Genomic DNA, 24,683 nt, shown 5'->3' with positions numbered 1-24,683 from the left:
AGCTGGGGTGAACCTAGTTAAACGGAATACAACTAAATGGTTTCGATACACACAAACATATCTTCCTCAATCGCTCAACGGCATCTTGGTGATGCTCAAAGCCAATCCGTTGAGGCGCAATCAAAATTGCAATCGGGTTCTCGTATCAATGCAGGTAGCGATGATGCAGCGGGCCTGCAAATAGCCAATCGACTTAAAGCTCAAACCCGAGGGATTGATGCTGCTTTGTCGAATGCGACCAATGCGGATTCTATTGCACAAACGGCTGAAGGTGCTTTGCATGAAAGCACGAATATGCTTCAAAAACTCCGCGACCTTGGATTACAGGCTTCCAATGGTGCGTTGAGTCGAGACGAACGCGAAAGTATTCAGATTGAATCAAAAATGCTGATTAACGACCTCGATCGTATCGCATCGTCAACGACGTTTGCAGGGGATGAGTTATTTGATGGCTCTTTTGGAAAGCGTAATTTCAACCTTGGCCCTGATTCGAACGCAGTCTCGCTCACGCTTAAGAGTATGTACACCAACATTCCACAGATGGGCGGGCAGTTTGCAGAAGCAAACAGTGACGTCGACAAGAATTGGCGAGTCTCTTCTCATAATCAAGGGTTAACTATTCGCTATCAAGATAGCAATGACGAGGCTCAGGCGCTCGATGTTCGGCTTAAAGAAGGGGATGATATCTATCAGGTTGCTACGTACATTAATGGGCAACAGGATGTGGTCAGAGCCTCGGTAAACGAAGATCATCAGTTGCAGTTGTTTACGGCTCATGCTGATGCACCTCAAGGTTTTGGCATTTCGGGAAGCGCAGCGAACACCTTTAATTTTGGTGATACTGAAGCGATATCGTTAGATGATGTGGACATGACGACCGTAGGTGGGGCACAAGTTGGTGTAGCGGTAATTGATGCCTCATTGAATTATGTAGACGGGCATCGTAGTGAAATCGGTGGTTTTCAGAACGGGGTTAGCCGTACGATGAATAGTCTTAACAACACTTTTCATCGTATTGCGGATTCAGAAGGGCAAATCAAAGATACCGATTACGCCAAGCTTACTACAGAGCTAACCAAATCTCAGATGCTTGAACGTGCTACGTCAACACTGTTTGCACAGGCAAATCAAAATACTAGCACTGCTCTGTCTTTGTTAGGGTAGTTTTTCTAGACAACAAAAAACGCAGCCCTGAGGCTGCGCTTTTTGAACTTTTGAAATGCTAAGTAGAGATTACTTAGTCACTTTCAGAACTGGAGTTTCACCTACAGTTACAGAACCAGCAAGTTTGTTCAGCTCTTTGATTTCGTCCATGTTAGAGATAACAACTGGAGTAAGAGTTGATTTTGCTTTTTCTTCTAGAAGCGCTAGGTCGAAAGTGATGATAGTGTCACCAGCTTTAACAGTTTGGCCTTCTTCTGCTACGCGAGTGAAGCCTTCGCCTTTAAGTTCAACAGTATCGATACCGAAGTGAACGAATAGCTCAACACCGTCGTCAGACTCGATAGAGAATGCGTGGTTCGTTTCGAAGATCTTACCGATAGTACCGTTAACTGGAGCTACCATTTTGTCGCCAGCTGGTTTGATCGCGATGCCGTCACCAACGATTTTTTCAGCGAAAACAACATCTGGCACGTCTTCGATATTTACGATTTCACCAGATAGAGGTGCGATGATTTCGATTGCACCTGCGTCAGCACTGTCATCAGATACTAGCTTCTTAAGTTTGTCAAACAGACCCATTGTGTCATGCTCCTAACGTTTAGTTTTATTCTGTAGAATATACTATACCAATCTAGCAAATTAGACGACTTTTTTTAAGTCGTCTAATCATATTAAGCCATTGGTGATTACTGAGTTTTCTCTGCGATGAACTTTTCTACTACTGCTTGGATTTCTTCAGCTGTTGGTAGAGAAAGTGCTTCGTCAGCCATTGCTTTAACTTCTGCGAAGTTAGAGTTACGAATAACTTTCTTCACTTTAGGGATAGAGATACCGCTCATAGAGAACTCATCTAGACCCATACCTAGTAGAAGCAGTGTTGCACGCTCATCGCCTGCAAGCTCACCACACATACCTGTCCATTTACCTTCAGCGTGAGACGCATCGATAACCTGCTTGATTACAGTTAGCACAGCAGGAGATAGTGGGTTGTAAAGGTGAGAAATCATCTCGTTACCACGGTCTACCGCAAGTGTGTACTGAGTAAGGTCGTTGGTACCGATAGAGAAGAAAGCAACTTCCTTCGCTAGGTGGTGTGCGATAGCGGCAGCAGCCGGCGTCTCAACCATTACACCGATCTCGATCTCTTCGTCGAATGCTAGGCCTTCAGCGCGAAGCTCAGCTTTGTATTCTTCGATAGCTTTCTTCAGTTCACGGATCTCTTCAACAGAGATGATCATTGGGAACATGATGCGAAGCTTACCGTGCGCAGACGCACGAAGGATGCCACGTAGTTGGTCGCGTAGGATTTCGCGACGATCTAAGCTGATACGTACTGCACGCCATCCTAGGAACGGGTTCATCTCTTCTGGAAGATCCATGTATGGTAGATCTTTGTCGCCACCGATATCCATAGTACGGATGATCACTGACTCACCGTTCATTGCTTCTGCAACTTCTTTGTAAGCTTGGTACTGCTCTTCTTCAGTAGGAAGTGCATCACGGTCCATGAATAGGAATTCAGTACGGTACAGACCAACGCCTTCACCACCGTTACGGATGATACCGTCACAGTCTTTAACCGTACCGATGTTACCGCAAACTTCTACACGGTGACCGTCTAGCGTTTCTGCGTGTAGATCTTTAAGTTTTGCTAGCTCTTCTTTTTCCGCTAGGAACGCAGCTTTCACTGCTTTTGCTTCTTCAAGCTCAGCTTCTGATGGGTTGATAACAATCTTGTTGTTCATCGCATCAAGAATAAGCATGTCGCCGTTCTTCACTTTCTTAGTGATATCGTTCGTACCAACGATAGCTGGAAGTTCTAGTGAACGCGCCATGATAGATGTGTGAGATGTACGACCGCCGATGTCACAAGCGAAGCCTAGTACGTAGTCTAGGTTGATTTGTGCAGTTTCAGATGGCGTTAGGTCGTATGCTGCTAGGATAACTTCTTCATTGATATCGCTTAGAGATACGATATTGATGCCTAGTGCATTTTTAACAAAACGAGTACCGATATCACGGATATCAGTTGCACGTTCTTTTAGGTATTCGTCGTCTAGTGACTCAAGCGCAGATGCTTGCTCTTCGATAACCGTGTGGATTGCGTTATCAGCGTGCATCTTGTCGTTCTTGATGAGTGCTAGGATTTCTTCCTCTAGCTCTTCATCTTCAAGAAGCATGATATGACCTTCAAAGATCGCCTCTTTTTCTTCACCGAAAGTTTCAAGCGCTTTTTGCTTAACAACTTCCAGTTGAGCTGCAGATTTGTTACGTGCGTCAAAGAAACGCTGAACTTCTGCTTCAACTTGGTCATCAGTGATAGTGTTAGTGTTTAGAACGATTTCATCTTCTTGAAGTAGTAGTGCTTTACCGATAGCAATACCAGGAGATGCTAGGATACCTGAAATCATAGCTTTACCTTAAGTTGGTCAACTGTAAACGGGAGAGTGTGTGACTTTTACCGCTTGGCGTTATGCCGAGCTTATTCTGTTCTATTTCGAACAAAGCCACTTTGCGGGGCAAAATGGCTTTGAAAGAAGAAGACCGAATTAGTGTAGTTGGTCCATTAGAGCAACTAGGTGGTCTACAGCTTGCTGAGCTTGTGGGCCTTCAGCAGAAATAGAAACTACAGTGCCTTTAACTAGGCCTAGAGTTTGTAGTTTGAATAGGCTCTTAGCGCTAGCGCTTTTACCGTTAGAAGTCACAGTGATGTCTGCGTCGAAAGATTTTGCTTCTTTAACGAACTGTGCAGCTGGACGAGTGTGAAGACCGTTTTCTGCTGTGATTTCTACTTGCTTCTCGTACATTTTATATACCCCAATTAATTTATTATTTGTAAAGATTATAACCAAGTTTAGCTTAACTTCTCTGACATGCATTCGCCAGAGTGTAGTGCGCTATGTTCGTGTTTGAACAGTTTGGTTAAAATTTTATCCAGCCTTGGTGCTCTTTTGTGAGAACTCACGACTTTCAGAATCTGTTTTATTGCTTCTTTTATTTTGAAGCGAAAAATAAAACAAGGGTGATATTACCAAAGGTGGGGCAGGGATCAACAAAAAAGCCCCATTTAGGGGCTTTTTTAGACCAAATATTGATTTGACCACATATTACTGTTGGTTCTCTTTGTCGGTAAAAATACCGGCAAATAGGGCTGTGCTGAGGTAACGTTCACCTGAGCTTGGTAAAACTGTAACAATTGTTTTCCCAGCAAATTCAGGTAGTTCCGCGATGCGGTTTGCTGCAACGACGGCTGCACCAGAAGAGATACCAGCTAGGATACCTTCTTCGGCCATTAGGCGTTGTGCCATTTCAATGGCTTCTTCTGAAGTCACCGATTCAACACGGTCTACAAGCTCTAAATCAAGGTTACCTGGGATAAATCCTGCGCCGATACCTTGGATTTTGTGTGGTGCTGGTTGAATTTCATCGCCAGCAAGTGCTTGTGCAATTACTGGAGACTCTGCTGGTTCAACCGCTACAGAAGTGATTGCTTTGCCTTTTTCACCTTTAATGTAACGGCTTGTACCCGTAATTGTACCACCCGTACCCACACCGGCTACGAATACATCAATCTCACCGTCAGTTGCTTCCCAGATTTCAGGACCTGTTGTCTTCTCGTGGATTTCTGGGTTTGCAGGGTTGTTGAATTGTTGAAGAAGTAGGTACTTCTCAGGATCGCTTGCAACAATTTCTTCTGCTTTTGCGATCGCGCCTTTCATACCTTTCGCCGCTTCTGTTAGCTCAAGGTTAGCGCCGAGCGCTTTAAGTAGCTTACGACGCTCCAGGCTCATTGACTCAGGCATAGTTAGCGTTAGTTTGTAACCACGAGCTGCTGCAACGAAGGCAAGTGCTACACCAGTGTTACCACTTGTTGGCTCTACAAGCTCTACGCCAGGCTTAAGAGTGCCAGCTTTTTCAGCTTCCCAGATCATGTTCGCGCCGATACGACACTTAACGCTGAAGCTAGGGTTACGAGCCTCCACTTTCGCTAGTACATTGCCTTTACTTACTTTGTTCAAACGAACCAGTGGTGTATTACCGATCGTAAGGGAGTTATCTTCGTAAATCTTGCTCATGGAATATTCCTTCATTTGATGACAGAACTAAACGCGGCATATCAATGACTTAGTCATCCCGTTTATTTCAATGTTTGTTTAAGTTGAATTTAGATTAAACAAGTTGAAAAAAAGGTAAAAGGATTAAAAAGTTATATCATATAGATATGTAGCAGAATGCACGCCCATTTTGATAGAAATCAGTGATTCAACAAAATGGGCGTGCGTTTTATGAATAATAAAAGAGGTTAGCGAAGGTGAGTAAATTGTCCTTTGTGCTCTGATACCCACATGGCCGTTGCGCCACATACTGCTACAGGTACAACAATTAGGTTAAGGATTGGAATGGTCGTAAAAATAGACACCAGTGCTCCGAATCCATAGCTTTTACCTTGCTTTTGTTTCAATGAGCTTCTCATATCATCAAAGCTGATTTTATGGTTATCAAACGGGTAATCTGCGTATTGAATAGCTAACATCCACGCTGTAAAAATGAACCATAAAAACGGTGCGACAGTTTGGCCAAGAGCGGGAATGAGCAGCAGTAAGAAAAGCCCAATCGCTTTTGGTAACGTGTAAACCAGCTTTCGCCATTCACGAGCTAAAATACGTGGCGTATCTTTAAGCACGTCCATTAAGCCATCGTCATTTACTTTTTTACCCGTTAACAGCTCTTCTACTTTTTCTGAAAGTAAACCGTTGAACGGAGCCGCGATGAAATTTGCTAATGTACTAAAGAAGTATGAGAAGGTTGCGAGGATGGTTAACGCCAACAACGGCCACAAAACATAGCTCAACCAAGTGAGAAAACTAGGAAGACCTTCTAACCATCCATCAATCCAAGTGTTGAGGTTAGAAAAGATGTAAAACAGCGCACCACCAACCAGCAAAACATTTGCCAACAAAGGCATGAGTACGAATTTACGGATGCTTGGAGAAAGAGCGATTTTAGCGCCGAAAATGAAATAGCCGAAGCCAGAGCGAGGAATCGATAAATTAGTCATATTGGAATATCAGCTCACATAAGGGGGAGTTGGTTAAATAGCAAACACCTATAGTGTACTCGACCGATATTAAGAAAAAAAGCGTGGTGAAAATCACATCAACTGAGGAACTTATTGTATTAAGTTGTTCTAAAACAGTAGCTACTTTTGATACAGTAGTGAGATTGGTCAAATTAACCTAACTGATATAGCGACCTGAAAATTCAGGGTGACTATGAAAGCTGAGAGCGAAAAATGCAGGAATTGCGATTTGTACTCATTATTGTTGGCGCGTTAGCGATCGCCGCATTATTGTTCCACGGATTGTGGACGAGTAAAAAAGAAGGGAAAGCCAAATTTGGTGATAAACCACTTGGTAAGCTCGACAACGACAGCTTAGATGACGTGAGCTCGACGCCAGAGCGCTCTTTTGCGCCAGAAGACGACTTTGAAATCATTCGTAAAGAGCGCAAAGAGCCGGATTTTGCTGTATCACCGACAAATGCAGACCCATTGATTGATTCTGATCCACTGACTTCAAGCCCATCGAGCAAGAATGAGCAAGAAGATCTTGAATTAAACGATCTGCCATCTTTTAGCGTTGAGGCATCGGTTAAAGAAGAGTCAGAGTTACAAACTGAGTCACCTGCTGATCTCGCTGTTCCAAGTTTTGAATTAACCGAAGCACAAAAAGAGAGCCACGCTGACTTTAAAGAGCACTACGGTGCTATGCCACAAGAGTCTGAGTTTGACACACAACCTGTGCAACAGAATTTGCAGCAGCAAGACACCTCACCCATCGTAGAAGCGCCTGAAGAGACACAAGACGACGATTTGGGCTTGGAAGTGATTGTACTGAATGTACACTGTGCAGGTGAGACACCATTTGTCGGCACTGAACTTTTCCGTAGCATGGAAAACAATGGTTTAACCTATGGTGAGATGTCTATCTATCACTGTTTCGCAGAAGCAGCAGAAACTCCGAAAGTGATTTTTAGTGTCGCTAATATGATGCAGCCGGGAACGTTAGAGCATGACAACCCAGCAGACTTTACAACTAAAGGTATTTCATTTTTCATGACCTTACCTTGTTGTGGTCAAGCCGATCAAAACTTCAATGTGATGCTGAATGCTGCGCAACAAATTGCCGATGATCTAGGTGGTAACGTATTGGATGAGTCACGAAACCTGATGACACCAAATCGCTTGTCTGAATACCGCAAACAAATTCGAGACTTTATGGCTAATCAAAGCGCTTAGTAGACAATGTAAGCCTTACAGTTAATCTATAATGATAGAAAGGGCTCCTGATGGGGCCCTTTTTGATACTTCAATCTGACAGAGAATGATATGAAAGAATCCATTCAAAGTACTTTAGAGCAGTTAAAAGAGACTCTGCACTATCATGCCGTTCGCTATTACGTTGAGGATAGCCCAGAGATCCCTGACGCAGAATATGACCGATTAATGCAGCAACTGCTGAAGATTGAGCAAGAAAATCCAGATTTGGTCACAGTAGACTCACCAAGTCAACGTGTCGGCGGTGCGCCATTAGATGGCTTTACACAAGTGACACATGAAATTCCAATGCTCTCTTTAGACAATGCTTTCTCTGATGAAGATTTAGACGCATTTAACAAGCGTATGTCTGATCGTGCTCCATTGGCTGACTTAAGCACATTTTGTTGTGAACCCAAGCTGGATGGATTAGCGGTGAGTCTGCTTTACGAAAACGGCATGCTTGTTCAAGCTGCGACTCGAGGTGATGGTACAACCGGTGAGAACATCACTGAAAATGTGCGTACTATCAGTTCAATTCCACTCAAGCTTCAAGGTCAAGGTTGGCCGACACGTATTGAAGTGCGTGGCGAAGTCTTCATGCCTAAGGCGGGTTTCGAAAAACTTAACGAACAAGCACTAAAGAAAGGCGAGAAAGTGTTTGTGAATCCGCGTAATGCGGCAGCTGGTAGCTTGCGTCAGTTAGACTCTCGTATTACGGCTAAGCGTCCATTAGCGTTTTATGCTTACAGTGTTGGCGTTGTTGAAGGTGCAGAGCTTTCAGGCAGTCATTACCAACGTTTTCTTCAGTTGAAGAGTTGGGGCTTGCCAATGTGTCCAGAGACCAAACAGCTAAGTTCATTGGGTGACGTTAAAGCGTACTACCAAGACATCATGGCTCGTCGGGATGCATTGGCCTATGAGATCGATGGCGTGGTGATCAAAGTCGACAATATCGCAGCGCAAGAGGTTCTAGGCTTTGTTGCTCGCGCTCCACGTTGGGCGATAGCGTATAAATTCCCAGCGCAGGAAGAGATCACCTTACTCAACGATGTCGAGTTCCAAGTTGGCCGAACGGGTGCCATTACACCGGTAGCGAAGTTAGAGCCGGTGTTTGTTGGAGGAGTAACGGTAAGTAATGCGACTCTACATAATGCAGATGAAATAGAACGTTTGGGCGTTATGGTTGGGGATAGCGTGATAATCCGTCGTGCGGGTGATGTTATCCCACAGATCGTTGCTGTGGTAATGGAGCGTCGCCCTGATACTGCAAAAGAGATAGTTTTCCCTGAAGCTTGTCCTGTATGTGGCTCTGATGTCGAACGTGTTGAAGGCGAAGCGGTAGCGCGTTGCACCGGAGGCCTAGTATGTCAGGCGCAACGTAAAGAAGCGCTCAAGCATTTTGTCTCGCGTAAAGCACTGGATGTTGATGGTTTAGGTGTGAAAGTGATTGAGCAATTGGTTGACCGTGAAATGGTTGAGACCCCTGCTGATCTGTTTAAGCTAAGTGCTGGTGTCTTAACAGTGCTGGACCGCATGGGACCTAAATCCGCTCAGAACGTGGTGAATGCGCTGAACAAAGCCAAAGAAACGACACTCGCTCGCTTTTTATACTCTTTGGGCATTCGAGAAGTGGGTGAAGCGACAGCTATGAACCTTGCTCAGCACTTTAAGTCGCTCGATTTGGTTCAGGCTGCAACGCACGAACAACTTGTAGAAGTACAAGATATTGGTGATATTGTCGCGAGTCATATTACCAGCTTCTTCTCCCAAGAGAATAACCGTGAAGTGGTTGAGAAGCTACTAGAGCTTGGAGTAACTTGGCCTGCGATAGAAGCACCTGTAGAAGGGCAGTCACTACCACTTGAAGGCAAGACTGTGGTTTTGACCGGTTCTCTCTCTCAATTAGGGCGCAGCGAAGCCAAAGCCGCTCTGCAAGCACTAGGTGCAAAAGTAACGGGCAGTGTTTCCAAGAAAACAGATATCCTATTTGCTGGTGAAGCCGCGGGTTCTAAACTGACTAAGGCGCAAGATTTGGGTATCGAAATAAGAAATGAGCAAGACCTAATAGATCTTATTTCATAAATAAGCCGCTCTAAAAAAAGCAAAAAGGCACTCCCATGTTGGAGTGCCTTTTTTGTATGTGAGCATTAAGTATCACTCTTTTTATTTTTGGAAAAATTTGTTGTTATATTAAGTCTAAATTTAGGACTGTGAGCTTGCTCAACAATAATGAAATACCGTTCTGTCACTCTTTTATTTGCGAGTGATATCACTATTTATAAAGTTGTTTTAATTTTAAGTTGTTGTTTTTATTTTGTTTTGTTGGTCTTATTGAGATTGCTATAATATTTGTCGATCGGGATCACTAAGTCATAGATAAATTTGCACCAACTCATATTTTTTTAGATGAGAATTAAGTTCTCATTGATCTTTTTAGAGGCGAAGTTAGTCTTATTGTCATGGATGCACGCAGTGTATACCCAGTAAGGAAAAGAGCCTCATGTGGTTAGAGGTTCTAAACAAGAAAAGGTATTTCTCTCTACGGCGGCCAACTTTAGGTGAGAAATAATCAAACAGCTATATCCATTTTTAGGAGTTTTATTCCATGGACAAATTTTTCAAAATATCTGCGCTAACAGCAGCGATGTTTGGAGCAGTAGTTGCTGCGCCTGCATTTGCTTCGACGGAGAGTTCAGCTGGCGATCAATATGTAGAAGCCGTTAATGAATTCATGCAAGATTCAACGTTGAACGCAATGTTTGTTGTTGACACTCGTTCTCGCACGAGAACAACAGGTAAACCTGGTGGAGAAAATGGCGATCGTTGGAGTCGTCTAAACTACTCTTCTTACAATGCTATCTTGGACTTCAGCTCAGGTTACCATGACGATTGGTTGGGTGCAGATATTGCAGGTTACTATTCTGGTGATCTGTACAATGATAGTTTAAAGGGTGCAGACGGATATCTTTGTAATGAGATTTCAACATGTTCTAACTTAGACTGGGGTGCTGGCGACGGCGAGCAACTAAAGATCTACAAAGCTGCATTAAAGTTTAAAGCTAACGAGAACTTTAACGGCCGTTTTGGTATGTTACAAGCAGGTGGTAACGGTACAATTGGTAACGTTTGGAGCTTTGTTCCAGGTACTTACCGTGGTTTCGAACTAAATGGTAAAATCGGTGACTTTAACCTGAGCTACTTTGGTGCAGACCAATTTACAGCACCTTGGTTACTACATGAAGATGATTACGCACCAGCGCTTTGGTCTGATACTTCTTGGAGCTACTTGCACTCTTTAGGGTTAAACGGAAACCTTTCAGATAATCTTTTCTTCCAACTTGGTCTAGGTCAAGCTACAGGCGTTAAATACGCTAACGGGATCGACTGGGGTCAAGGTGTAGTAACTAGTTACCACGATAAAACTGATAACACGTCGTATAAAGCTTACTTAAAGTATACGGCATCAGAGTCTACAACTTTAGCATTTGATTTCTATGGTGTTAATGATGACGTTAAGTACGATGGCCTTGGTTACCATGCTGGCTTGTCGCTTAATCAATCATTTGGCAAAATTTCATGGATGTCTGAGCTACGCTATACAGATACAGACAACAAGTCTGACTTTGTTCCTCGTACAATCCATACTTACGGTATGAACAATGGTACTTGGTCACAATGGTGGGATGCTCTATCGGATTGGAACAAAGCTGGTGAACTAGCTTGGTACAACCGCCTGTCTTATGCTCAAGGTAATGGCTGGAACTACTACCTAGGCTTTGGTTACGGTACTGGTGCTGATTCTGCAGCAAGCGGTGCATCTGGTGACTGGGATTACGAAAGCGAAATGGCAGTTAACGCAACGGTTGCTTACACAGTACAACAAGGTTCTTTGAAAGGTACAACTGTACGCTTACACGGTACTATTCTAGAGCGTGATGAGTTCGAAGGGGCTAGTGATGCTGACGAAACAGATCTACGTTTCCAAGTTATCATTCCATATAGCTTCCACTAATCTACAAGCGAAATCCTAAGTTCAAACGCCCAATGTCATTATTGGGCGTTTTTGATTTACTGCTCTTTCCCATCAAAAATCTCACAGTACAAAGGTGGAAGTTGCTGAGTGTTACCATTAGGTAAAAGACATTTAATTTCAGGGCCAAGGGTTTGACCTCCACTAGCACCTCCATTTGTGTAGTTTGCAGCTACGGGAACTGATGCAAAAGAAGCACACAGAACAATTAACAGCATTGTAGGTTTCATGATCGCGATCCTTTGTTACTTACCAAAAATGAAATAAATAGCATTCAAACGTCATGCTTAATATCACAGTATGTACATGGTCAATAAAAGATCAAAATAATATATAAATTTTAAATAAAAAATAACAGTGGAATATTTCAATATTTTAATCAGTAACTTATTGAAATTACGTAATGTGAATTTGTTGAAACTTGTTCGTTTATTTAAAAAGTCAGTGAAACTGAGCATAATTCGCGAGCTTTATTTTCTCTTATTATCTTTGCTACGCATTAAGCGTATTTGAGTGTATGATTTGGACGTAATGTGATGGTTTATGAGTGAGGTTGGAAACCTTGTTCTGCTAATGATTTGAGTAATATCATGAATATAAGTGAAGTCGCCAAGCTAACGAATTTATCTACGAAATCGATTCGTCTCTATGAAGACAAAGGCGTGATTTCTGAGCCGATGCGCTCAGAAAATGGTTATCGAACCTACACTCAGAAGCAATTAAAAGAGTTAAGTGTGGTTGCTAAGGCAAGAAGCGCTGGTTTTTCTTTAGAAGAGTGTAAGGAGTTGGTTGCTTTAGCGGACAATCCTTGCCGAGAAAGCGCCGATGTTAAAGCAAAAGCTCAGAGCAAGCTTGATGAAGTGAATCGAAAAATTGCGGATTTGATGGCGATAAAGACAACATTAGAGGGTTGGGTTGAAAAGTGCCCGGGCGATACCAATAGTCATTGTCCGATCATTAATGATCTTGTCGATGAGTAATCGATCAGGCCATTAGCATAGTACGAAGTGTTAACGCATAACCTAATGGCCTTGTGATTATTTGTTGACTGGTGCGATCGTGAGAACAATACCATCAACCGCTGTTACTACGACTTCGGAGCCTGCGGCGATGTCAGTCTCGGCAATGGCTGACCAAGTGGTGTCACCGAGTCGGATACGACATTGACCTTTCTGGATAGCGTCTTCCAATCGAGTGGTTTTTCCTATCAACTGCTTATCGCGCTGATTGAGTACTCGAGCTTTATCTGACTTACGATCACTTTTTAGTTGTCTGCGCCACCATAACCAAGTTGTGATTAGCGAAAAACTGGCGAACGAGAGCCATTGCATTTGCCAGCTCAGTGGTAAAATGCCAAGCAGCGCACCGACAATCATTGCTGAAATGCCAATCCAGAGAAAGTACCCTGCAGTGCCCAATAGCTCTAATCCAAGTAGGAGTAACCCAAAAGCAAGCCAGTGCCAGTGGTTTACCTGATCCAATAGTTCAATCATCAGCTACTCCTTGTTATTTGTTCCTTTGTGAGAAAACATCTCTGCAATACCCGCAACTGAGCCCATGAGCCCCGATGCTTCTAGTGGCAGCATGATGATCTTACCATTTTCCGCTTGACCAATCGATTTAAGCGCATCGGTATAACCTTGAGCGATGAAGTAGTTTACTGCTTGCATGTCACCTTGAGCTATCGCTGTAGATACCATTTCCGTTGCTTTCGCTTCTGCTTCTGCAGCACGCTCGCGCGCCTCTGCTTGAAGGATAGCCGCTTGCTTTTCACCTTCTGCTTTTAAGATTTCTGACTGCTTGTGGCCTTCAGCCTTTAGGATCTCAGCTTGTCGCACACCTTCTGCTTCTAGGATGTCAGCACGTTTGTTACGCTCAGCTTTCATTTGTGCGTTCATTGCAGCGGTAAGGTCAGCGGGTGGTTGCACGTCTTTAATTTCGATACGAGTGACTTTGACGCCCCAAGGGTTGGTGGCTTCATCAACAATATTTAACAACTTGCTGTTGATCATGTCACGCTGACTTAGCATCTCATCCAGTTCCATAGAGCCAAGGACAGTACGAATGTTGGTGAGCGTTAGATTGCGAATTGCGTGCTCAAGATCGTTAACCTCATAGGCCGCTCTTGCTGCATCGATCACCTGCACGAAACAGACTGCATCGATAACAACATTCGCGTTATCTTTAGAGATAACTTCTTGTGCTGGAATATCTAATACACGCTCCATCATGTTGATTTTTTGACCAATGCTATCAATAAACGGAATGATCAAATTCAAACCCGGTTTGAGGGTATGGGTGTAGCGACCGAAACGTTCAACGGTCCAGTTGTTCCCCTGAGGGACGGTTTTTACACCTGCGAAAATAAATAGAAGGGCAACAACGGTAAAACCGCCGATAGTAATTAGAGTATCAATAGCCATACAAAATCCTTGTTTAAACGAGTCTTCGATTTTACTTTAAAGATAGTGGCTTAATTTTGTACTCTGAGCAAATTTATAAATGAGAAATGGGCTATAAAATATTGATTTTATAGCCCATTTTTAATTTCTATTATCTGGGGAAGAGCGAGCTTATTGGGTGCTTACACAGTAGCTGAGACTAGTAGAGCAGCGAGTAGAGTTGTCGACGGTACTTGCTCGCATTGGCGTTGCCTTGTCCCAGTGCACTTAGAATATCCATGAAGCTTTTCTTCATGTCGCCGTCTAGTGCGTTTAGGTCTTTCACTAGAAATGACCACAGCAATTCAAGCGCCTCTTCACTTCGGTTGACTTGGTGATACTGCAGTGCGAGCTCCGCAGCGATTTTCGCATCGCTAGGATTGGCTTGCAGGTTTGCTTCTAATGCTTGAATCTCAGGGCTATCAGCAGCTTGCTTATGCAGTTCGAGTTTTGCCACTAAGCCTTTGAAATAGTTGTCTTGATACTCTAGTGGGATAGCAGCGAGTTGTGCTTCCGCCAACTCAAACTGTTGCGTTTCTAGAAGACACTCTGCAATGGCGAGTTTCACTTCACCTTTATTGGTGAGTTCTTCTGGTAACTGCTGCATTGCAGTAAGCGCTTGTAGATGTTCTCCAGCTTGCATTTGCTCTAGAGCTTGACGAAGCGCTAATTCATCTTGGCTAGGAAGATGCTTGCTTAGCATGTCAACAATTGCTTCGATAGTTTGTGGACCACCTAGGCCGTCTACAGGCTGCCCATTAACGAATAGAGCAATGGTCGGTAGTGCTTGTACACCAAATTGGCTCGCAATCGCTTGTTCTTGCTCGCAGTTTAATAGTGCCAAGGTAAATGCACCATTGTACTGCTGGGTAAGCGTTTGAAGATCAGGGATGATCTGAGCGCTCTCTTGGCTCATCGGTGCCCAAAAATGGATCAGAACAGGAGTCTGCATTGAACCTTCTAATACCTGACGAAAGTTCTGTTCATTGAGTTCAACAATATGCGGCGATTGCATCAGCGTTCCTTGAGTTTAGTTGAGTGCTAACAGTGATATGGGGGCAGCTAACGTAACTTCAAGGTTACAGTGAAGAGAGAGCAAGATAGGGGATTAGGCCATAAAAAAACGCTACGATTTCTGCGCCGATTGTCAGGGCGTGAAAGCATAGCGTCATTTACCAATTAGGTTGGAGGTGCAATCCCGGTTAGTACTCAAAACAGTAAAAACAGGGTGATGGCAACACTCACACCAACCCAGTTTAAGGTGTTAAGAGTCATGAATGTACCTTCAATTGATACACCAAGCAGGAGCGCTTGATGCTACGATGTGAATCATGACATCTTATTGTTACGAACAAATTACATCGTTACATTATTTTTGCGATTTATTCGATTATTTGTTGTTAGGCTGCTTTACGTAAAATCGGATCCAGCCAGCGGTTGGGTAGCAGGCGTTTTAGGATCGCAAAGATCTTTGTTGGTGTTGTCACTCGATAACGCAATCTAGGCTTTTCGGCAGTGAGTGCATGATAGACGGGCTCAATACAGCTTTCTGGAGGAAGTACGAAACGGTTGCCGGAGGCTTCGTTTTCTAGTCGCTGCTGTTGCTGTTGATAGTACTGACTGTGAACACTACTGGTTGGATTAATCCAACGATTGAATGCGACCAGAGCGTTGCGTCGAAACTCCGTCTCAATCGGACCTGGTTGAAGCAGGGAAATGTGGATACCGCTACCATGCAGCTCAAGCCTTAGGGTATCTGTCCACCCCTCAATCGCAAACTTAGAAGCATTGTAAGCACCCCGATATTTCATCGCTGCGAAACCAAGTACTGAGCTGTTTTGAATGATTCGTCCTTCACCACGTTCACGCATACTAGGAAGCACTAAGCGAATCAGATGATGCCAGCCGAAAAAATTGGTTTGGAATTGGTCGCGTAACCCTTGCGTTGGTAGATCTTCTAACGCGCCCGGTTGGCCATAAGCGCCATTATTAAATACCGCATAAAGGCCATTTGGAGCTAATGTAAATGCTTGTTCTACACCTCGTTCAATACTCTGCTCATTATTGAGGTCGAGTTGAACGCAATCTAACCCTTCTTGTCGGAGTTTCTTCACATCGTGCTCGTTGCGGCACGACGCAATCACATGAAAGCCTCGTTGTTTGAGAGCATGAGCACAGGTGTAACCAATGCCGGTTGAGCATCCAGTAATCAATATTGATTTCGTCACGGGGGTTCCTTTCCTAGGGGCTGTTACCTTTCCCTAGGTTAAAGGAATTAGTCTCGATGTTGTAACAAGTTTTTCAATGCCGGTTCAATTCTTGAGTAACTGAATATAAAGCCCGTTTCTGTCAGTTTCTTTGGTTTAGCGCGAATGCTATCAAATAGTAGACAGGAGGATTCACCCATCATCAGCGACATCGCCCATTTGGGCGTGAACAGTATATGGGGACGCCCAAGCTGTTTGGCTAAGGTGCGACTGAACTGTTTATTGGTCGCAGGGTGAGGGGCGCACATATTGAACTCCCCTTGCGCATGGGGAGTATTGAGTAGGTGATTGATTGCTCGGATCATATCGAGGAGGTGGATCCATGGCATGTACTGATCACCTGAACCTAGTGGTCCACCCAAGCCTAGCTTATAGGGTAAAAGCATCTTTCTGAGTGCGCCACCATGCTCTCCTAAGACAATGCCAGTTCTAAGCAGCACGACTCTGGTGTTTTCGGATTGTGCTCGTTTAGCTATCTCTTCCCAGTGTGCACAAACTTTATGCGCAAAGCTCTCGTCTGAAACGTGCAGCGCTTCATCAAAAGGGTGAGCTTGTTGATCACCATAGTAACCGACGGCGGAGCCGCTAATAAACACGCTTGGTGGGTTAGTGCTTGCGTGAATCAGCTCAACGATTTTCTCGGTAATGTGCCAGCGGCTTTGACAGATACGTTCTTTCTGTTTTGCGCTCCAACGCTTATCGGCGATAGGCTCACCCGCTAAATTGATAACAGCGTCAAAGCGGTTGAGATCAGAAAGGTCATCCAACGATTTGATGTAGTGAAGATTGTTTTGATTGAGGTGGTTAAGTGTCATCTTCGCTTTTGACGGATCCCGTGTCAGCAGTGTTACTTCATCTGTTTGCCAGCTTTTGATTAATTCTGAGCCAATAAACCCAGTGCCACCCGTCAATAGAATCTTCATACCTACCTCCTCTTAATTTGTTAATTATAGACCCGGCTTGTTTTAGTCTGCCAACCATTACGCAGAAAACTATATAACGATCATAAGGTTTCATTCATGTGATAACGCGTTCACTCTGGTTAGTGGTTGTGCTCACAGTTTAGCGAAAATGTTTCAATATGTTACTGAGTGCTCAATGAGAGTCACATAACAGCGAAGGATAATTTGTCATGCTTATTTGAGAAGTGACACTCACTGTGTGGTTAATTTGCCCGCCCTAACTCGATAGCTAAGGAGATTTGATGACAGCGATACTTGCTTTGATGAAAGCCATGCTCGGTAGCCTAAGAGATTTGCTGCCTATTGTCGTTGTTATCGCGTTTTTTCAGCTGGTGGTACTGCAAGAGCCACTCCCAAACCTATTTTCAATCTTAAGTGGTCTGTTGCTCGTTGTACTGGGGTTGACCTTTTTTATCTTTGGGCTGGAAATGGGACTTTTCCCCATAGGTGAGTCGATGGCGCAGGCTTTTGCTCGTAAAGGTAGCATCATGTGGCTATTGATCTTTGCGTTCTGTTTGGGCTTTGGTACAACCATAGCTGAACCGGCACTGACCGCCGTCGCCGATGAAGCCGCAGAAGTCGCCGCAGAAGGTGGTGTGATTCCTAACTCTGAGCAAGAGATGGAAGAGTACGCTAACGGCCTTCGTGTCACAGTAGCGCTCTCTGTTGGGTTAGCGATAGTGCTTGGCGTGCTGCGTATCCTTAAAGGTTGGCCTATTCATTTCATGATCATTGGCGGCTATGTGGGTGTTGTTATTCTGACGGCATTTGCTCCAGAAAACATTATCGGTATTGCTTATGACTCGGGTGGGGTAACGACATCGACCATTACTGTTCCTCTTGTCACCGCTTTAGGGGTTGGGCTGGCTTCGTCAATAAAGGGCCGCAACCCTATGATTGATGGCTTTGGTTTGATTGCCTTTGCTTCCTTATTGCCCATGATGTTTGTGATGGTATACGGGATGGTGATTGCATGATGAGCCTGAATCTATTTTTCGATACCTTTTTAGGCACAGTGACAGATGTGATCCCGATTGCTGCCATCATTTTTGGCTTCCAACTGGCCGTTCTTCGTAAGCCTGTTACTAATCTGATGAGAGTCATTCTTGGTTTTTTCTACGTCATACTGGGTTTAACTCTCTTCTTGATGGGGCTAGAACTCGCTCTGTTTCCATTGGGGGAGACGATGGCGATGCAGCTGACGGCTCCAGATTTTTTGAGTAACTTTAAATTCAGTCATGGTCATCAGCTTGGCTGGTTCGACTATTATTGGGTCTATCTGTTCGCTTTCTTTATCGGCTTTAGTACCACGATTGCCGAGCCTTCACTTATCGCCGTTGCTCTCAAGGCGAATCAGGTTTCGGGTGGCAGCATTAGCGTTAATGGATTACGAATTGCTGTCGCGCTAGGGGTCGCTATTGGTATCTCTTTAGGGAGCTATCGGATTGTCGCGGGCGACCCTATTCATTACTACATTATTTGTGGTTATGTGGTGGTGGTCGTTCAGACATTTTATGCCCCGAAATTGATCATACCATTGGCATACGACTCAGGCGGAGTGACGACATCGACGGTTACGGTGCCTTTGGTCACTGCATTAGGGCTCGGTCTGGCTTCGACAGTCCCTGGTCGAAACCCAGTTATTGATGGTTTTGGCTTGATCGCCTTTGCCAGCCTCTTTCCCATTATTTCTGTCATGAGTTACGCACAAGTCACTCAATGGCTCAATCAGTTACAGCAGCCAGAACCACAGAAAGCTCAGCCACAAGAAGTTCAATCACAAGAATATAAGGAGCAGTAGATGCGTTTCAAACTCATTCTAGCTTTTGTTGAAGACAGCAAAACGGACATCGTTCTTGATGCGGCGCGCGGTGCTGGGGCAACAGGCGCAACAGTGATCAGCAACGCTCGTGGAGAAGGCCTTAATCAAAAGCGGACATTTTTTGGGTTAACGTTAGAGGTTCAAAAGGATGTCCTCTTGTTTGTTGTCGAGGAGCACCTATCCCGCCATATTCTAGAAACCATCAGTGAGGTGGGGGAATTCGATCAAGAGTCGGGACAGGGGATTGCAGTACAAATCGACGTCGAAGATGCCGTCGGTGTCGCACACCAAGTTGAAACATTAACCAAGGTTGTTGAGGAGAAACTATGAGCAAACAACAAACCATGTGCGTCGCGGACGTGATGGCGAATACTTACATTATTGTGGATGGATTGATCACCGTTGATGAGGCAATCAGATTGGCTAGGCAACATCAAGTGAAGGCACTTATCGTTGATAAACGTCATGATGGTGATGAGTACGGTATTGTGTTGATGAATGATATTGCTAAACAGGTTTTGGCGAAAAATAGGGCTCCACAACGGACTAACATCTATGAAATTATGACCAAGCCAGCATTGAGTGTCTCAGCGGACATGAACGTTAAGTACTGCGCTCGGTTGTTTGAACGTTTCGGTGTGAGTAGAGCGCCGGTGATTCAAGAGGGAAAGATTATCGGCATGGTCAGTTACAATAATATTGTGATAAATGGTATGGCAAAGGATGACGTAAAGTGAGTGTAACCGTACAATAGGCCCATAGTTTTTATGGAGATGTACGCGTGAAATTATTTTTTGCTTCAGACTTACATGGATCGCTACCTGCGACTGAAAAAGTGCTAGAGCTATACAAGGCATCCGGAGCTCAGTATTTGGTGCTGCTGGGTGATACTCTAAATCATGGGCCAAGAAATCCGATCCCTGAAGGTTACAACCCTCCAGTTGTAGCGGATAAATTGAATGAGTTTGCTTCGCAGATTATTGCGGTGAGAGGTAACTGTGATAGCGAAGTGGATCAGATGCTGCTTTCGTTCCCTATGATGATGGATTATTCATGGGTACTGTTGCCGACGGGACAGCGCATATTTTTGACTCATGGCCATCTATATAACACCAATAAGCGCCCACCATTGAACCCAGGTGACGTGATTGCTCACGGTCATACTCATATTCCAGTTGCAGAGTATCAAGATGAAATTTTTATCTTTAATCCAAGCTCTGTCACCTTTCCTCGCGATGGTTACCCGGCCAGTTATGGTCTCTATGAAGATGGACTGTTATCAGTCGTGAGTTTCGATGGGGAAGTTTTGAAGAGCGGTGCTCTATAACAGAAACCGCTCTTAAACTACTTTACAAACCTGTTTGAAACATAGGGTCTGAGTTTATTTTGAATCGACGTGGCCCAAATCGCGCTCTGGAGCAATAATATTACGAACTCTCTGTTTGAGTATTTTTGCTTCAGGGAACCCACCTTCGGCTTTTCTTTCCCAAATTTGTACTCCGTTACAAAAAATCTCGAATCGACCTCCCGTGTCTGGACAGAGTGTGACAGCACTAAGCTCTTCACTAAAAGTGTGCAGAAGCTCTTGAGATAACCAGCTAGCGCGTAACATCCAATTGCACTGGCGACAGTAATAAATAGTGACCGTTGGTCTATCAGCAGCTTGATTAAGAGTGGGTTGCTCCATGTCGTATTCTCTCATCGTATAAGTTGGTATTATGAGTTATTGACAACAAAAAAGGGGCATCATGCCCCTTTTCTATCGCAAATATTGAGTGACTTAGTTAGAAAACAATACTGTAGAACCGTGATTCAAGCTAGTTAGCAGCAGTGCCTTTGGGTTTACGATATCGATTCTTCTGCTTTGTTCCGCATCCATTTTGATTACTTGAGTGATCAAATCCAACTGTTGTTGGGAGAAGTCTTGGGTCTGTGCTGACGTCACGTCTTTAAACTCCGTAGGTGACACTAACAAATAGTTGTCGTTGATGTCCCACTGACCCGTCTCTGAAATGTTGATCACATTGGCTGGTGCAGTTTCTGTTCCGTATAGCCGAACAATCGACATTCTCAGATAAGTGCCATTTGGCAGGTACTTGGCATTTGAAGATAACTCTACCTTACGCAGTGGTCCAATTGTGTCTTCTTGCTTACTTTCTGTAATTAGCGTGACCATCTTTGACTGCCATTCATGTGCTGTTAGTAGGCGCGCAACCTTGGCATCGCTGCCCCAGTATAGCCAGCCGCTGAACAGTGCAGAAGCGACGAGTAACGCGAGTGAGATTTTTAATTTCATATTACTGGCCACCCTTACAAATTTCACTTAGGTCGGTTTGGTTAGCGTATAGCCTCAATGTGATGTTCTCACTTGAGTACTCTTGTGCATGGATGTAGTTGAGTGCCAAGTTATTAGTTTGGCCGCCAGTCGCAATAATTTGTGTTGGCTTAAGTTGCCCATCATGCTCAGCAATGTAGTGTGTGACACACTTTTCAATTGCAGGAATCCAGCCTGATAAATCAGGGTGATTCTTCGGAGATAGGATTTGGACGCCATCCACTTCCGCTAACGTTCTGAACTCAGACTCGGCAGGGTTCGTGAAAGTCACAACCAATATAGGTATTAAAATCGCCAGCAAACCAATAGCGCGATATAGCCATTTGTTTTCTTGAGGTGATGTAGTGCCAGTGCTCTGGCTCGAAAGCTCAGGCTTCGCCACTGGTGTTGTAGATACCACTGGCTCAAAAGTTGAGGTTTCAATACTTTCCTCAGTGGTAACTGGTGCTGAGTTTACCGCTTCTAGAGTCACCTCTTGTTTTTCAATTGAAGTGGTTTGATCGCTTGATGAAAATGGTGCTGAACGCTCAACCGTTGCAATAAACTGATAACCGCGCTTTGGCACGGTCTTAACGAACTCGGGAGATTTAGTTGAGTCTTTAAGCATTTTACGTAACGTAGAGATCGCTTGCGTTAAGCTTGAGTCATCGACTTCAAAGCCTTGGTCTCGCCATACGTATTCATGCAGTTCATTTCGGGTAATCACTTCATTTGGTCTTTCTGAAAGCATGAGGAGAATGCGGCTTTCATTACTGCCCAAACGGACGATTTCACCTTCGTTGGCCTGATCAACAAGGGAGTTACTATTAGGGTCAAATACAAATCGCTGCGCGAGAATAAACTTTGTGCCGATATTGCTCATTGAACTCTTCTATGTTTTTAATTGTTTTTGGATGCGAAATAGACAAATTGCGAAGGAATTCAGCTTCAATTCCATCTAAATCATGATTCTTTTATGTTCTTTTATATTTATGAGCCTTAGCATAATAAAAACAGATAAAAAAAACAGTGTTTTTATGATTTTTGACCTTGAATTTACAATTGTCATCCTCATGTTATTGAACATACTAGGGGGGAGAAACAGAACATCCTTCCGATTTTGACGTTTCAAGTATAGATGTTTTGGAGTAAAAATGAGCGAAACAGCAACGCAAAATAAAGAGACTCGTGGCTTTCAATCAGAAGTTAAGCAGTTGCTTCACTTGATGATTCACTCACTATATTCAAATAAAGAGATCTTCCTTCGTGAATTGATCTCAAATGCATCTGACGCTGCTGATAAGCTGCGTTTCCAAGCATTATCAAACGGTGATTTATACCAAGGTGACGCTGACCTTGGCGTTAAACTCTCTTTTGACGCCGACGCAAACACCCTAACCATTTCAGACAATGGTATTGGTATGAGTCGTGATGATGTGATCGAGCACTTAGGTACGATCGCAAAATCGGGCACGGCTGACTTCTTCTCTAAGCTCTCTGAAGACCAAAGCAAAGATTCTCAACTGATTGGTCAATTCGGTGTTGGCTTTTACTCAGCATTCATTGTTGCGGACGCTGTAACTGTCCGTACTCGCGCTGCTGGTCTAGCAAGCGACGAAGCGGTTCAATGGCACTCTGCTGGTGAAGGTGAGTACACGATTGAGACGATTTCAAAAGAGTCTCGTGGTACTGACATCATTCTTCACATGCGTGACGAAGGTAAAGAGTTCCTGGACGAGTGGCGTCTGCGCGATGTTATCAGTAAATACTCAGACCACATTGGCATTCCAGTTTCTATTCTTACGGCAGTAAAAGATGACGAAGGGAAAGACACCGAAGAGAAGAAATGGGAGCAAATCAACAAAGCTCAAGCTCTTTGGACTCGCAACAAGTCTGACATTACTAAAGAAGAGTACCAAGAATTCTACAAGCACGTTTCTCACGACTTTGCAGACGCTCTAACTTGGAGCCATAACAAAGTTGAAGGTAAGAACGACTACACAAGCTTGCTTTACATCCCGTCTAAAGCTCCTTGGGATATGATGAACCGCGACCATAAGAGTGGCTTAAAGCTATACGTACAGCGTGTGTTCATCATGGATGATGCAGAACAGTTCATGCCATCTTACATGCGTTTTGTACGTGGCTTGATTGATTCGAATGATCTACCTTTGAATGTCTCTCGTGAAATTCTGCAAGACAATAAGGTGACTCAATCGCTACGTGGCGCATGTACGAAGCGCGTACTGACGATGCTAGAGCGTATGGCGAACAACGATAACGACAAGTACCTAGAGTTCTGGAAAGAGTTTGGCTTAGTGATGAAGGAAGGCCCAGCAGAAGATATGGCAAACAAAGAGAAGATTGCCGGTCTACTGCGTTTTGCTTCAACGGAAGTGGACTCTTCTGAACAGACAATCAGCCTTGCTTCTTATGTAGAGCGCATGAAAGAAGGTCAAGATAAGATCTACTACTTGACAGCAGACAGCTACACAGCCGCTAAAAACAGCCCTCACCTCGAGCAATTTAGAGCGAAAGGGATTGAGGTTGTATTGATGTTTGATCGTATCGACGAATTCTTGATGAACTACTTAACTGAGTTTGATGGTAAGCAGTTCCAATCTATTACTAAAGCTGGCCTAGATTTAAGTCAGTTTGAAGGTGAAGAAGAGAAAGAGAAGCAGAAAGAGACAGAAGAGGAATTCAAGTCTGTTATTGAACGCACTCAGTCTTACCTAGGTGATCGTGTTAAAGAGGTTCGTACAACATTCAAGTTGGCAAACACTCCTGCAGTTGTTGTTACCGATGATTTCGAGATGGGTACGCAAATGGCGAAGCTTCTTGAAGCTGCTGGTCAGGCGGCTCCTGAAGTGAAATACATCTTTGAGATTAACCCAGAACATGCACTTGTTAAGCAAATGGCCGACGAAGCGGACGAGCAAGCGTTTGGTCGCTGGGTTGAACTTCTATTAGGTCAAGCAATGTTGGCCGAGAAAGGTTCAATGGAAGATCCATCACAGTTCTTGGGTGCAATCAATGAACTGCTGTCGAAACGCTAAGCTTTCGACTTTGGGCTAAAAGCCTAATTTCTTTAAAAAGCTCGCAAATGCGGGCTTTTTTTATGAATGTCGTTGAACTTCTGTAATTTGGTTGAAAAATGGCAAGGAGTGTAGCACTGTTCTTCAACCTTACATTCTTTAGTCTTAAATTCAGCCACAATGAATATTAATGTGGTAGAATGCTCGACCTAATCGGGTAGCAATCGTTAAATTGGTCTCTACCTGTATGATTTTTAAACGTTATACCGAAACTTACCGTTGTGCTTATTTTTGCAGTTTTCGAACTCTATTCGTCAAATGCGGAA

The 24,683-nt window shown here is 44.0% G+C and carries 25 protein-coding genes; 11 read left to right on the top strand and 14 right to left on the bottom strand.

What is annotated here, in order from left to right:
- Positions 1-36: 36 nt before the first annotated feature.
- Positions 37-1,164, top strand: coding sequence for a flagellin (locus tag vsple_RS10175; protein WP_261881928.1), 1,128 nt, complete (start codon positions 37-39; stop codon positions 1,162-1,164).
- 69 nt (positions 1,165-1,233) lie between these two features.
- Here the strand turns inward: vsple_RS10175 and crr are convergent, their stop codons facing one another.
- The 5 genes from crr to cysZ form a co-directional block, all read right to left on the bottom strand.
- On the bottom strand, positions 1,234-1,743 hold the full coding sequence (crr, locus tag vsple_RS10170; protein ID WP_032551815.1) for a PTS glucose transporter subunit IIA: 510 nt from the start codon (positions 1,741-1,743) through the stop codon (positions 1,234-1,236).
- 107 nt (positions 1,744-1,850) lie between these two features.
- On the bottom strand, positions 1,851-3,575 hold the full coding sequence (gene ptsI, locus vsple_RS10165) for a phosphoenolpyruvate-protein phosphotransferase PtsI (RefSeq protein ID WP_032551816.1): 1,725 nt from the start codon (positions 3,573-3,575) through the stop codon (positions 1,851-1,853).
- A gap of 138 nt (positions 3,576-3,713) precedes the next feature.
- Positions 3,714-3,971: an HPr family phosphocarrier protein gene (locus vsple_RS10160; protein WP_032552209.1), complete on the bottom strand. Its 258-nt coding sequence runs from the start codon at positions 3,969-3,971 to the stop codon at positions 3,714-3,716.
- 300 nt (positions 3,972-4,271) lie between these two features.
- The gene (cysK, locus tag vsple_RS10155) at positions 4,272-5,240 is read right to left on the bottom strand and encodes a cysteine synthase A (protein ID WP_255230157.1); all 969 of its coding nucleotides are present in this window, start codon (positions 5,238-5,240) and stop codon (positions 4,272-4,274) included.
- Between the two features lie 227 nt (positions 5,241-5,467).
- Positions 5,468-6,223: a sulfate transporter CysZ gene (cysZ, locus tag vsple_RS10150; protein WP_261881927.1), complete on the bottom strand. Its 756-nt coding sequence runs from the start codon at positions 6,221-6,223 to the stop codon at positions 5,468-5,470.
- 234 nt (positions 6,224-6,457) lie between these two features.
- Between cysZ and zipA the strand changes: the two genes are divergently transcribed.
- The 3 genes from zipA (at position 6,458) to vsple_RS10130 (ending at position 11,495) form a co-directional block, all read left to right on the top strand.
- Positions 6,458-7,462 carry a cell division protein ZipA gene (zipA, locus tag vsple_RS10145; RefSeq protein WP_261881926.1) on the top strand — a complete coding sequence of 335 codons (1,005 nt, stop codon included), beginning with the start codon at positions 6,458-6,460 and terminating at the stop codon, positions 7,460-7,462.
- A gap of 90 nt (positions 7,463-7,552) precedes the next feature.
- On the top strand, positions 7,553-9,565 hold the full coding sequence (gene ligA, locus vsple_RS10140) for an NAD-dependent DNA ligase LigA (protein WP_261881925.1): 2,013 nt from the start codon (positions 7,553-7,555) through the stop codon (positions 9,563-9,565).
- A gap of 523 nt (positions 9,566-10,088) precedes the next feature.
- Positions 10,089-11,495, top strand: coding sequence for an OprD family porin (locus tag vsple_RS10130; RefSeq protein WP_261881924.1), 1,407 nt, complete (start codon positions 10,089-10,091; stop codon positions 11,493-11,495).
- Positions 11,496-11,551: 56 nt separating this feature from the next.
- Here vsple_RS10130 and vsple_RS10125 read toward each other — a convergent pair whose 3' ends face one another.
- Positions 11,552-11,743 carry a hypothetical protein gene (locus tag vsple_RS10125; RefSeq protein ID WP_261881923.1) on the bottom strand — a complete coding sequence of 64 codons (192 nt, stop codon included), beginning with the start codon at positions 11,741-11,743 and terminating at the stop codon, positions 11,552-11,554.
- A 360-nt stretch (positions 11,744-12,103) separates the two neighbouring features.
- Here vsple_RS10125 and cueR point away from each other — a divergent pair, with 360 nt between their 5' ends.
- Entirely contained in the window at positions 12,104-12,493 is a 390-nt protein-coding gene (gene cueR, locus vsple_RS10120) for a Cu(I)-responsive transcriptional regulator (protein ID WP_255230163.1), read from the top strand.
- 57 nt (positions 12,494-12,550) lie between these two features.
- Here the strand turns inward: cueR and vsple_RS10115 are convergent, their stop codons facing one another.
- The 5 genes from vsple_RS10115 to vsple_RS10095 all read right to left on the bottom strand — a co-directional run bounded on the left by vsple_RS10115 (position 12,551) and on the right by vsple_RS10095 (position 17,144).
- Positions 12,551-13,006, bottom strand: a complete 456-nt coding sequence (locus tag vsple_RS10115; protein WP_261881922.1) for an NfeD family protein — start codon at positions 13,004-13,006, stop codon at positions 12,551-12,553.
- A gap of 3 nt (positions 13,007-13,009) precedes the next feature.
- The gene (locus tag vsple_RS10110) at positions 13,010-13,936 is read right to left on the bottom strand and encodes an SPFH domain-containing protein (RefSeq protein WP_032551825.1); all 927 of its coding nucleotides are present in this window, start codon (positions 13,934-13,936) and stop codon (positions 13,010-13,012) included.
- A gap of 178 nt (positions 13,937-14,114) precedes the next feature.
- Complete coding sequence (locus tag vsple_RS10105) at positions 14,115-14,969, bottom strand: co-chaperone YbbN (RefSeq protein WP_261881921.1); 855 nt, start codon at positions 14,967-14,969, stop codon at positions 14,115-14,117.
- Positions 14,970-15,354: 385 nt separating this feature from the next.
- Entirely contained in the window at positions 15,355-16,182 is an 828-nt protein-coding gene (locus vsple_RS10100; RefSeq protein WP_261881920.1) for an SDR family oxidoreductase, read from the bottom strand.
- A 47-nt stretch (positions 16,183-16,229) separates the two neighbouring features.
- Positions 16,230-17,144 carry a TIGR01777 family oxidoreductase gene (locus vsple_RS10095; RefSeq protein WP_261881919.1) on the bottom strand — a complete coding sequence of 305 codons (915 nt, stop codon included), beginning with the start codon at positions 17,142-17,144 and terminating at the stop codon, positions 16,230-16,232.
- Positions 17,145-17,425: 281 nt separating this feature from the next.
- Here vsple_RS10095 and vsple_RS10090 point away from each other — a divergent pair, with 281 nt between their 5' ends.
- Genes vsple_RS10090 through yfcE form a run of 5 tightly spaced genes read left to right on the top strand, consistent with a single transcriptional unit; the run spans position 17,426 to position 20,332 of the window.
- Positions 17,426-18,160 carry a DUF1538 domain-containing protein gene (locus vsple_RS10090; protein WP_261881918.1) on the top strand — a complete coding sequence of 245 codons (735 nt, stop codon included), beginning with the start codon at positions 17,426-17,428 and terminating at the stop codon, positions 18,158-18,160.
- On the top strand, positions 18,157-18,984 hold the full coding sequence (locus tag vsple_RS10085; protein WP_255230169.1) for a DUF1538 domain-containing protein: 828 nt from the start codon (positions 18,157-18,159) through the stop codon (positions 18,982-18,984). The genes vsple_RS10090 and vsple_RS10085 overlap by 4 nt, the downstream gene beginning before the upstream one ends.
- A complete protein-coding gene (locus vsple_RS10080) occupies positions 18,985-19,335 on the top strand; it encodes a P-II family nitrogen regulator (RefSeq protein ID WP_255230170.1) in 351 nt (116 codons plus the stop codon).
- The gene (locus vsple_RS10075) at positions 19,332-19,742 is read left to right on the top strand and encodes a CBS domain-containing protein (RefSeq protein ID WP_255230171.1); all 411 of its coding nucleotides are present in this window, start codon (positions 19,332-19,334) and stop codon (positions 19,740-19,742) included. The genes vsple_RS10080 and vsple_RS10075 overlap by 4 nt, the downstream gene beginning before the upstream one ends.
- A 44-nt stretch (positions 19,743-19,786) precedes the next feature.
- Positions 19,787-20,332 (top strand): phosphodiesterase, encoded by a 546-nt coding sequence (gene yfcE, locus vsple_RS10070; RefSeq protein ID WP_261881917.1) that lies wholly within the window; start codon positions 19,787-19,789, stop codon positions 20,330-20,332.
- Between the two features lie 54 nt (positions 20,333-20,386).
- Here yfcE and vsple_RS10065 read toward each other — a convergent pair whose 3' ends face one another.
- The 3 genes from vsple_RS10065 to vsple_RS10055 form a co-directional block, all read right to left on the bottom strand.
- Entirely contained in the window at positions 20,387-20,692 is a 306-nt protein-coding gene (locus tag vsple_RS10065) for an Rdx family protein (protein WP_255230173.1), read from the bottom strand.
- 93 nt (positions 20,693-20,785) lie between these two features.
- Positions 20,786-21,301 carry a regulatory protein ToxS gene (locus tag vsple_RS10060; RefSeq protein ID WP_255230174.1) on the bottom strand — a complete coding sequence of 172 codons (516 nt, stop codon included), beginning with the start codon at positions 21,299-21,301 and terminating at the stop codon, positions 20,786-20,788.
- A 1-nt stretch (position 21,302) separates the two neighbouring features.
- Positions 21,303-22,202 (bottom strand): transcriptional regulator, encoded by a 900-nt coding sequence (locus vsple_RS10055; RefSeq protein WP_261881916.1) that lies wholly within the window; start codon positions 22,200-22,202, stop codon positions 21,303-21,305.
- A 271-nt stretch (positions 22,203-22,473) separates the two neighbouring features.
- Here vsple_RS10055 and htpG point away from each other — a divergent pair, with 271 nt between their 5' ends.
- Positions 22,474-24,378, top strand: coding sequence for a molecular chaperone HtpG (gene htpG / locus vsple_RS10050; protein ID WP_261881915.1), 1,905 nt, complete (start codon positions 22,474-22,476; stop codon positions 24,376-24,378).
- Positions 24,379-24,683: the final 305 nt, after the last annotated feature.

It is taken from the genome of Vibrio pelagius (genome assembly GCF_024347575.1).
GTDB lineage: Bacteria > Pseudomonadota > Gammaproteobacteria > Enterobacterales > Vibrionaceae > Vibrio > Vibrio pelagius.
Note: the sequence above shows the minus strand (reverse complement) of the source record. Positions and strands in the feature narration are given on the sequence as shown.

Coding starts and splice junctions, on each gene's coding strand:
- vsple_RS10175 (WP_261881928.1), top strand. CDS start 37: ATGGTTTCGATACACACAAACATATCTTCCTCAATCGCTCAACGGCAT.
- crr (WP_032551815.1), bottom strand. CDS start 1,743: ATGGGTCTGTTTGACAAACTTAAGAAGCTAGTATCTGATGACAGTGCT.
- ptsI (WP_032551816.1), bottom strand. CDS start 3,575: ATGATTTCAGGTATCCTAGCATCTCCTGGTATTGCTATCGGTAAAGCA.
- vsple_RS10160 (WP_032552209.1), bottom strand. CDS start 3,971: ATGTACGAGAAGCAAGTAGAAATCACAGCAGAAAACGGTCTTCACACT.
- cysK (WP_255230157.1), bottom strand. CDS start 5,240: ATGAGCAAGATTTACGAAGATAACTCCCTTACGATCGGTAATACACCA.
- cysZ (WP_261881927.1), bottom strand. CDS start 6,223: ATGACTAATTTATCGATTCCTCGCTCTGGCTTCGGCTATTTCATTTTC.
- zipA (WP_261881926.1), top strand. CDS start 6,458: ATGCAGGAATTGCGATTTGTACTCATTATTGTTGGCGCGTTAGCGATC.
- ligA (WP_261881925.1), top strand. CDS start 7,553: ATGAAAGAATCCATTCAAAGTACTTTAGAGCAGTTAAAAGAGACTCTG.
- vsple_RS10130 (WP_261881924.1), top strand. CDS start 10,089: ATGGACAAATTTTTCAAAATATCTGCGCTAACAGCAGCGATGTTTGGA.
- vsple_RS10125 (WP_261881923.1), bottom strand. CDS start 11,743: ATGAAACCTACAATGCTGTTAATTGTTCTGTGTGCTTCTTTTGCATCA.
- cueR (WP_255230163.1), top strand. CDS start 12,104: ATGAATATAAGTGAAGTCGCCAAGCTAACGAATTTATCTACGAAATCG.
- vsple_RS10115 (WP_261881922.1), bottom strand. CDS start 13,006: ATGATTGAACTATTGGATCAGGTAAACCACTGGCACTGGCTTGCTTTT.
- vsple_RS10110 (WP_032551825.1), bottom strand. CDS start 13,936: ATGGCTATTGATACTCTAATTACTATCGGCGGTTTTACCGTTGTTGCC.
- vsple_RS10105 (WP_261881921.1), bottom strand. CDS start 14,969: ATGCAATCGCCGCATATTGTTGAACTCAATGAACAGAACTTTCGTCAG.
- vsple_RS10095 (WP_261881919.1), bottom strand. CDS start 17,144: ATGAAGATTCTATTGACGGGTGGCACTGGGTTTATTGGCTCAGAATTA.
- vsple_RS10090 (WP_261881918.1), top strand. CDS start 17,426: ATGACAGCGATACTTGCTTTGATGAAAGCCATGCTCGGTAGCCTAAGA.
- vsple_RS10085 (WP_255230169.1), top strand. CDS start 18,157: ATGATGAGCCTGAATCTATTTTTCGATACCTTTTTAGGCACAGTGACA.
- vsple_RS10080 (WP_255230170.1), top strand. CDS start 18,985: ATGCGTTTCAAACTCATTCTAGCTTTTGTTGAAGACAGCAAAACGGAC.
- vsple_RS10075 (WP_255230171.1), top strand. CDS start 19,332: ATGAGCAAACAACAAACCATGTGCGTCGCGGACGTGATGGCGAATACT.
- vsple_RS10065 (WP_255230173.1), bottom strand. CDS start 20,692: ATGGAGCAACCCACTCTTAATCAAGCTGCTGATAGACCAACGGTCACT.
- vsple_RS10060 (WP_255230174.1), bottom strand. CDS start 21,301: ATGAAATTAAAAATCTCACTCGCGTTACTCGTCGCTTCTGCACTGTTC.
- vsple_RS10055 (WP_261881916.1), bottom strand. CDS start 22,202: ATGAGCAATATCGGCACAAAGTTTATTCTCGCGCAGCGATTTGTATTT.
- htpG (WP_261881915.1), top strand. CDS start 22,474: ATGAGCGAAACAGCAACGCAAAATAAAGAGACTCGTGGCTTTCAATCA.